The organism is Streptomyces sp. NPDC059679 (assembly GCF_042734105.1).
Lineage (GTDB): Bacteria > Actinomycetota > Actinomycetes > Streptomycetales > Streptomycetaceae > Streptomyces.
Map to the genome: position 1 here is coordinate 1 of NZ_JBHWES010000149.1, position 6,854 is coordinate 6,854.

Genomic DNA, 6,854 nt, shown 5'->3' on the forward strand with positions numbered 1-6,854 from the left:
TGGCGTTGACTTTTGGCACGCTGTTGAGTTCTCAAGGAACGGACGCTTCCTTCGAAACCGTTTCACCGGTTTCTCCGGGCGCTTCCCTTCGGTGTGTTCACTACTTTAGCTGATTTCCCGCCCGGCTCCTAATCGAGCCTTCGGATCGAATTTCTGCACAGCAGAAATAGACCCTGTTCGGGAATCATCGGTAGTGGTTTGCCGCCCTTGGATCGGGGTGCTGCGGCCCGACCGTGGTCGTGTCGACAGCGCTGCCCGTCTCAAGCGGCTCGGGCTACGTTAGGCGCCGGGGTGTCCAGAGTCAAGTTGCGTCTGACGGCGCGTCGGAGGGGCTTCGGTGAAGCGGGCTGTCCTGCGGCACGTCAGGCACCAGATCACGCAGCCTCCGGACACCGACGTGATGTTCGAGGCGGAGTGTCTTCACTGCAAGTGGACGGCCCTGCCCTCGACGGACGGCGCGGCTGTAGACGTGGAGGGCATGAGCCATACGGGCCGGAGCGGACGCAAGGGCTTCCGGCATGTCCGTACGCCGTTCGCGATGGTGGTCCGAGACGAGTGACCGACAGACCCCGGCGTGCTGAGGGACGGCGAGCACCACGACCAAGGTGCGCCGGAAGGGGCGCGGTACGCGCGACGCGCGCCTCTGTGCCTGCCTCTGTCGACTTCCCCCGTGGTCGGCAGGCGCGGGCATCGTTACGTCCGTCGGACGGCGTCACACTGAACCCGGTGCCCTGCTCTCGAAGGATGTCGACCATGGTCACAAGGTCGATGAGCGACCGAGCGCTCCGGCCGGTCGGTGCTCTTGCCCGATGCCTTGTCCTCGAAGATCCGGGCGCAGCCTACGGCCTGACGCACCTGCCTGTTCGGTACTGGCGCCTCCCGACGCTGTCACCGGGGGGGGGAACCGCTCCGGGCGGAAGTCCGCAAGCATCTCGTTCCTCTTCCCGCTGAGGATCTCCGAAGCGAGCAGCCGGCCGATCACCGGCCCGAGCGTGATGCCGCTGTGGGAAACAGCCTCGTAGTAGCCAGGCACAGAAGGCACCGCTCCCACCGAGGGGAATCCGTCGGCTGGGATGGGCCGGTTGGCTACCCGTGTCTGCGCGATGCGGGAATTGCCGAGTTCCGGAACTACGTGCTGCGCCGATTCGTGGAGCAGCCGTGCGAGTTCCGCTGGATCTTCACCCGTGTCGATGAGTGCGTCGATCTCGCGGCTGTGGAGGACCACCGACGCATCTCCGTCAGGACGGATCTCGATGTGGGGCGCGTGCATGGCCCGGTGAACCGGGACCTGAGCACAGCCGATCCGGGTGACGGCGCCGGGTTCCCGGCGCATCGGCAAGTGCCGTGCGATGAGCCCGGCGACCCGGGAGGCGCTGGGTCCTGCTGCGTTCACGACGACGTCGACGTCGAGACGGCTCCCATCCGACAGAGTCACTGTCCGGATGCTCCCATCGGCGCCGACGCCGATGTCGCAGACCGCGCTGCCGGACCGGTGTTCGGCGCCGGACTCAACGGCTCGGCCGACCAAGCGGCCGACGAGATGACGTCCGTGCACCCATGCTTCGTCGGGGTAGAACAGGACCGGAGTCTTGCCGGGCACCGTGAGAGCAGGTTCGAGGCGACGGCGTACCTCGACCCCCGTGCACACGTCGACCCTGTAGTCCCAGCTAGCCAGCAGCCCGGCTGTTTCCAGGAGCTTCGCTTCCGCTGCGGGATCGTCAGCCCAGCGCAGGTGGCCGCTGGGATGCCACCATGAGTCTGGCCCGATGGTCTCTGCAAGCTCGCGGTACGCCGCCATGCCCGCAACGTTCAGGTCGAAGTAGGACCTGCGCTCGGTCTTGTTGCTGGCGTTGACCCACGAGAAAGACCAGTTGGTGACCCCTTCGCCTGGCTGGCCCGCGTCGATGAAGACCACCTCGGCCCCATGCCGCGACAGGTTCCAGCCCACGCTGGCTCCGAGAATGCCCACCCCGATCACAGCAACACGTTCAGGCCGCTGCACGGACCCGACGCTCACGAACGCCCCCTTCCAGGATCACGGGCGAACTACCGCTCCTAGCATGCCCAGCCCCCAGAACGGTGAACACGGCAGGGCACGGGAGGATCGGAGAGCCGCTTGCCGTCCTTGCCCAGCACCGCCGCGAGTCGTCCCGGGTCGAAGGCCGCGTGGCCCTGCCTGTCGGCCCAACCGATGGCAGCGAAGTGGACGCGGTAGGCAAGCGGGCTTTGCGCTTGGACTCGGTCTCATGCAGTCGGGAGCGACGGCGGCGACCTGGCCGAAGGGTCTTACACGAAGGAGGGAGGACCCCCGCAAAAACGCCCGTCCCTCATCGAGAGTCGTAAGCGGCCATCCGTTGATCTGCACCGTTGGCTGCTCATCGTGGTGCACGGTGACCGTGATCGTGGCGGTGCGGAAGAACGCACCAAGGGGTCATCCCCGCACCCCTCCGGCCCGAGTCGGCGCACGTCGACGGTCACCCGACCGGTCAGGAACGCGTCACGCGCCACGCTCGCGAGCGATCACACATCTTCGGGCCCAACTCCGCGTCGGCTCACCGACGAGCCCCGAGCGAGGCGCACAGCGGCTCAGGCTCCGGCGGACGGCTTGGCTCTCGGGCTCAGTCGGTACGCCGAGACCGTTGGATCACCGGCGAGGTAGAAGCGGTGCTGCCAGTCGTGGGCTTTGCTCACGCCTACCCGAGGACCAACCCGGATGAGTGCGGCAGGTACTGGCTCGCCCTCGGACAGCGCGACCGAGGCGCCTGTCAGCAGGTCTGTGCCGTTGTGCTCTGCCGTGATGCCGAGCGCCTGGCAGAAGTTCCCCGGACCCCGCGCGAGACGTGGGCTCTCGACCTTGCTCCCTCGCCGCTTGCGTGCCAGGTCTTCCCCTTCGATGACCCTGCCTGCCCGGATGAGGACAGCTGTGGCGATGCCGTCTGCCCCGGTGACGATGTTGGCGCACCAGTGGAGACCGTGAGACCGGTAGACGTATAGGCGTCCTGCGGGTCCGAACATGACGGCGTTTCGAGGTGTCCTGCCTCGGTAGGCGTGGGAGGCGGGGTCGGCCGCACCAGAGTACGCCTCGGTCTCCGTGATGGTGATACGCACGGTTCCCTCGGGGGTCTCGTGGGTGAGGATGGCACCGAGCAGCTTGGAGGCGACTTCTTCAGCGGGGTGAGCAAGATCCTCAACGTTCATGCCGACCGCCTTGACATGCCGTAGGTGAAGTAGACATCCGCATGACCTGGGGGCCCGAACATCACGGCGTTGCGCTCCGTGCGGCCCCGGTAGGCGTGTGATCCGGGGTCGGCGAGGCCCGCGTACGCCTCCACTTCCGTCAGGCGCAGCCCGACCGGTCCGTCCGGCGTCCGGCGGACGAGGGTGCGTCCCAGGAGATCCGGGGCCACTTCCAGGACGGGTCGGTCGAAGAACCGGCGGGTCAGCGGCGTACGGTCGGGGGTTGCGATCACACGGCCCGAGCGTAGTGCAAGCGATATCAACCGGTGGTTGGAGTGGAGCCGGTCCGCTGACAAGGTGGGCCAACGCGGAACCGCTCCCCGCCGTTCCGCGTTCCTAGGGTTCAACAGTGGTCGTCGTGCGATCAGAACAAGACGCAGGCGCGTCCTTGAGAGGGAGAACATGGGCTTCAAGAAGCTGCTCGCGAGTTTGGGTGCCGGTGGCGCTTCGGTGGAGACGGTGCTGACGGAGGAGAACGTCGTTCCGGGCGGCATCGTCCAGGGCGAGGTCCGGATCCAGGGCGGCTCGGTGGCGCAGCAGATCGAGGGGCTGTCGGTCGGTCTGCAGGCGCGGGTCGAGGTGGAGGGCAACGACCAGGAGTACAAGCAGGACGTCGAGTTCACCCGGCAGCAGCTGGGCGGCGCCTTCGAGGTGCAGCCCGGGGCGGTGCACGCGGTGCAGTTCGGTCTCGAGATCCCCTGGGAGACGCCCATCACGACGTTCCTGGGCCAGCACCTCACCGGGATGAACGTGGGTGTGACGACGGAGCTGCAGATCGCGCGCGCCGTGGACTCCGGTGACCTGGACCCGGTGAATGTGCACCCGATCCCCGCGCAGCAGGCCATTCTCGACGCTTTCGGCCAGCTCGGCTTCCGGTTCAAGAGCGCCGACCTGGAGCGCGGCCACATCCGCGGGACGCGGCAGCGGCTGCCCTTCTACCAGGAGATCGAGTTCTACGCGCCGCAGCAGTACCGCGGGCTCAACCAGGTCGAGCTGAGCTTTGTCTCGGACGACCGCGAGATGGACGTCGTCCTGGAGATGGACAAGAAGCCGGGCCTGTTCGCCGAGGGCGGCGACTCGTACCGGGCCTTCACGGTCAACCTGTCGTCGTTCCAGGACACCGACTGGGCGGCGTACTTGAACCAGTGGCTCGCCGAGGTCGGCGGCAAGCGCAACTGGTTCTGACCGCCGCTGGGCCGGTCCTGGCCTGCTTCGGCTCTCCGCGGGGCGTGCACCGTGTTTCCTCGGTGCACGCCCCGCGTGCTGTCACTCGTACCGCACGGTCAGCGGAGTGCCACGGTCGGCCCAGTGGCCGGTGGCCTCGGCGAACACCTCGGCCGCCGTGGCCGCGGCCTCGGGGGCGGCCGTACGGAATGCCTCCCAGCCGTGGACGCGCAGCACGAAGCCCTCCTCCGGCCGGCCCCACCAGGACAGGTCGCGCAGGCAGTCGGCGAGCGCGTCCCAGTTGCGGCCGAACCATGCGGGAAAGGCGAGGTCCTGGGCGCAGCGGTCGAGGAACCCCGCCTTGTCCCGCACCCCGTCCAGGCGCAGGGTGGCGGTGTGCCGGCCGGGGCCGGGCGAGGGCGTGGGCGTCGGTCCGGTCATGGGGGCATGGTGTCAGCCCGCGCGGCTGCGGTCTCGTTAGGCTGGCCGCCGTTACGACCAGCGCGAGCAGCAGGAGGTTTCGACGTGTCCGAGCAGAACCGGCGCCCGCTCCCCCACGACTTCCATCCGCCGGTGCCGTCGTTCACCGTGGTGAGCGATGACGTCGAGCCCGGGGGCACTCTCAAGTCCGCCCAGGTGTACGCCGAGGGGAACACCTCGCCTCAGCTGCGCTGGGAGGGCTTTCCCGCGGAGACGAAGAGCTTCGCCGTCACCTGCTACGACCCGGACGCGCCGACGGGCAGCGGGTTCTGGCACTGGGTGTTGTTCGACATCCCGGCGGATGTGACCGAGTTGCCGGCCGGTGCGGGCAGTGGCGGCTTCGAGGGGTTGCCTGAGGGCGTGGTGCACGCCCGGAACGACTACGGCTCGCGCGATTTCGGCGGAGCCGCGCCGCCGCCCGGGGACGGTTCGCACCGCTACGTATTCACCGTCTACGCGGTGGACGCGGAGAAGCTGGGCCCGGACGCCGACGCCTCGCCCGCGGTCGTCGGCTTCAATCTGCGCTTCCACACGCTGGCGCGCGCCCAGCTGATCGGCGAGTACGAGAACCCGGCCGCCGGCTGACACCACCGTCCCGCCCGCGCCCCCGACCCACCCGGTGTGCGGTGCGTACAGGCGCGTACAGGCCTTTTACCGGGCCTAAATTGCGTTGTCCTCGGCCTCGCTCCCGGCCAAAGATGTATCCCGGCCCGCCCGTCCGCGCGGGCCGGGATTGGCCGGATGCGGAGGTGGTCGGGATGCGCGAGACATTGGTTCTGAACGCGAGCTTCGAGCCGCTGTCGGCGGTGTCGCTGCGCCGTGCGGTGGTGCTGGTCCTGCAGAACAAGGCCGTCATCGAACACGCCCACCCCGGGCTGCGGGTGCGCGCCGCGGACGTCGATCTGCCCGTGCCCCTGGTGATCCGGCTGTGCCGGTACGTACGCGTGCCGTTCCGAAGACGCGCTCCGTGGTCGCGGCGCGGGGTGCTGGTCCGGGACCGGCACCGGTGCGCCTACTGCGGCCGCAGGGCGACGACCGTGGACCACGTGGTGCCGCGGTCGCACGGTGGCGGGGACACCTGGCTCAATACGGTGGCCTCCTGCGCGGAGGACAACCACCGCAAGGCGGACCGGACTCCGGAGCAGGCCGGGATGCGGCTGCTGAACGCGCCGTTCGAGCCGACGCCCTCGGATGCGCTGCTGCTGGCGCTGGGGGTGGCGGAGCGTGAGGGCCTGCCGGAGTGGCTGGCGCTGCCCGCCTGAACCCTGAACCCGCCCGGGGCCGGACCCGACTTGCCCAGGCCCTGATACGTACGGACCCCCCGCGCTTGCGAAAGGCGCGGGGGGTCCGTACGTCTCTGATCCCGGGTGTCAGTCGATCCTGGGCTGCTCCCGGCGCGGGGCGGCCTCCTTGCCGGTGGCGGCCGCCGAGCCGCCGCCGTTGCCACCCGTCATCGGACCGAAGTTGCCCATGGCCCCGCCGAGGCCCTTGAGGGCGTCGCCGATCTCGCTGGGCACGATCCAGAGCTTGTTGGCGTCGCCCTCGGCGATCTTCGGCAGCATCTGGAGATACTGGTACGAGAGCAGCTTCTGGTCCGGGTCTCCGGCGTGGATGGACTCGAAGACCGTGCGGATCGCCTGGGCCTCGCCCTCGGCGCGCAGCGCGGCCGCCCTGGACTCACCCTCGGCCCGCAGGATCGCGGACTGCTTCTCGCCCTCGGCGCGCAGGATCTCGGACTGCCGGACACCTTCGGCCTGGAGGATCGCGGCGCGCTTGTCACGGTCGGCGCGCATCTGCTTCTCCATCGAGTCCTGGATGGAGGTGGGCGGCTCGATCGCCTTGAGCTCGACGCGGTTGACGCGGATGCCCCACTTGCCGGTGGCCTCGTCGAGCACGCCGCGCAGTGCCGCGTTGATCTCCTCGCGGGAGGTCAGGGTGCGCTCCAGGTCCATGCCGCCGATGATGTTCCGCAG

8 protein-coding genes and 1 pseudogene are annotated in these 6,854 nt (G+C 68.9%); 4 read left to right on the top strand and 5 right to left on the bottom strand.

Translation table 11 applies throughout. The annotated features are described in order from the left end of the window. Positions 1 to 337: 337 nt before the first annotated feature. Positions 338 to 559: a hypothetical protein gene (locus ACFV2X_RS54965; RefSeq protein ID WP_385631724.1), complete on the top strand. Its 222-nt coding sequence runs from the start codon at positions 338 to 340 to the stop codon at positions 557 to 559. Positions 560 to 757: 198 nt separating this feature from the next. Here the strand turns inward: ACFV2X_RS54965 and ACFV2X_RS54970 are convergent, their stop codons facing one another. From ACFV2X_RS54970 to ACFV2X_RS54980, 3 genes and pseudogenes are all read right to left on the bottom strand, one after another. Next, complete coding sequence (locus ACFV2X_RS54970; RefSeq protein ID WP_385631725.1) at positions 758 to 2,017, bottom strand: NAD(P)/FAD-dependent oxidoreductase; 1,260 nt, start codon at positions 2,015 to 2,017, stop codon at positions 758 to 760. 569 nt (positions 2,018 to 2,586) lie between these two features. After that, positions 2,587 to 3,198: a DNA-3-methyladenine glycosylase gene (locus tag ACFV2X_RS54975; RefSeq protein ID WP_385631737.1), complete on the bottom strand. Its 612-nt coding sequence runs from the start codon at positions 3,196 to 3,198 to the stop codon at positions 2,587 to 2,589. Positions 3,199 to 3,210: 12 nt separating this feature from the next. Continuing rightward, positions 3,211 to 3,470, bottom strand: a pseudogene (locus ACFV2X_RS54980) (DNA-3-methyladenine glycosylase); the annotation flags it as partial. Positions 3,471 to 3,639: 169 nt separating this feature from the next. Here ACFV2X_RS54980 and ACFV2X_RS54985 point away from each other — a divergent pair. Beyond that, complete coding sequence (locus tag ACFV2X_RS54985) at positions 3,640 to 4,422, top strand: sporulation protein (RefSeq protein ID WP_089511190.1); 783 nt, start codon at positions 3,640 to 3,642, stop codon at positions 4,420 to 4,422. 81 nt (positions 4,423 to 4,503) lie between these two features. Here the strand turns inward: ACFV2X_RS54985 and ACFV2X_RS54990 are convergent, their stop codons facing one another. Continuing rightward, positions 4,504 to 4,842, bottom strand: coding sequence for a barstar family protein (locus ACFV2X_RS54990; RefSeq protein WP_385631729.1), 339 nt, complete (start codon positions 4,840 to 4,842; stop codon positions 4,504 to 4,506). A gap of 84 nt (positions 4,843 to 4,926) precedes the next feature. Here ACFV2X_RS54990 and ACFV2X_RS54995 point away from each other — a divergent pair, with 84 nt between their 5' ends. Together ACFV2X_RS54995 and ACFV2X_RS55000 are read left to right on the top strand one after the other, a co-directional pair. Further along, complete coding sequence (locus ACFV2X_RS54995; RefSeq protein ID WP_385631731.1) at positions 4,927 to 5,466, top strand: YbhB/YbcL family Raf kinase inhibitor-like protein; 540 nt, start codon at positions 4,927 to 4,929, stop codon at positions 5,464 to 5,466. Positions 5,467 to 5,639: 173 nt separating this feature from the next. Continuing rightward, positions 5,640 to 6,143 (top strand): HNH endonuclease, encoded by a 504-nt coding sequence (locus ACFV2X_RS55000; protein WP_014180769.1) that lies wholly within the window; start codon positions 5,640 to 5,642, stop codon positions 6,141 to 6,143. 108 nt (positions 6,144 to 6,251) lie between these two features. Here the strand turns inward: ACFV2X_RS55000 and ACFV2X_RS55005 are convergent. Next, positions 6,252 to 6,854 (bottom strand): SPFH domain-containing protein (locus ACFV2X_RS55005; protein ID WP_385631735.1); only part of this gene is annotated, 603 nt, incomplete at its 5' end.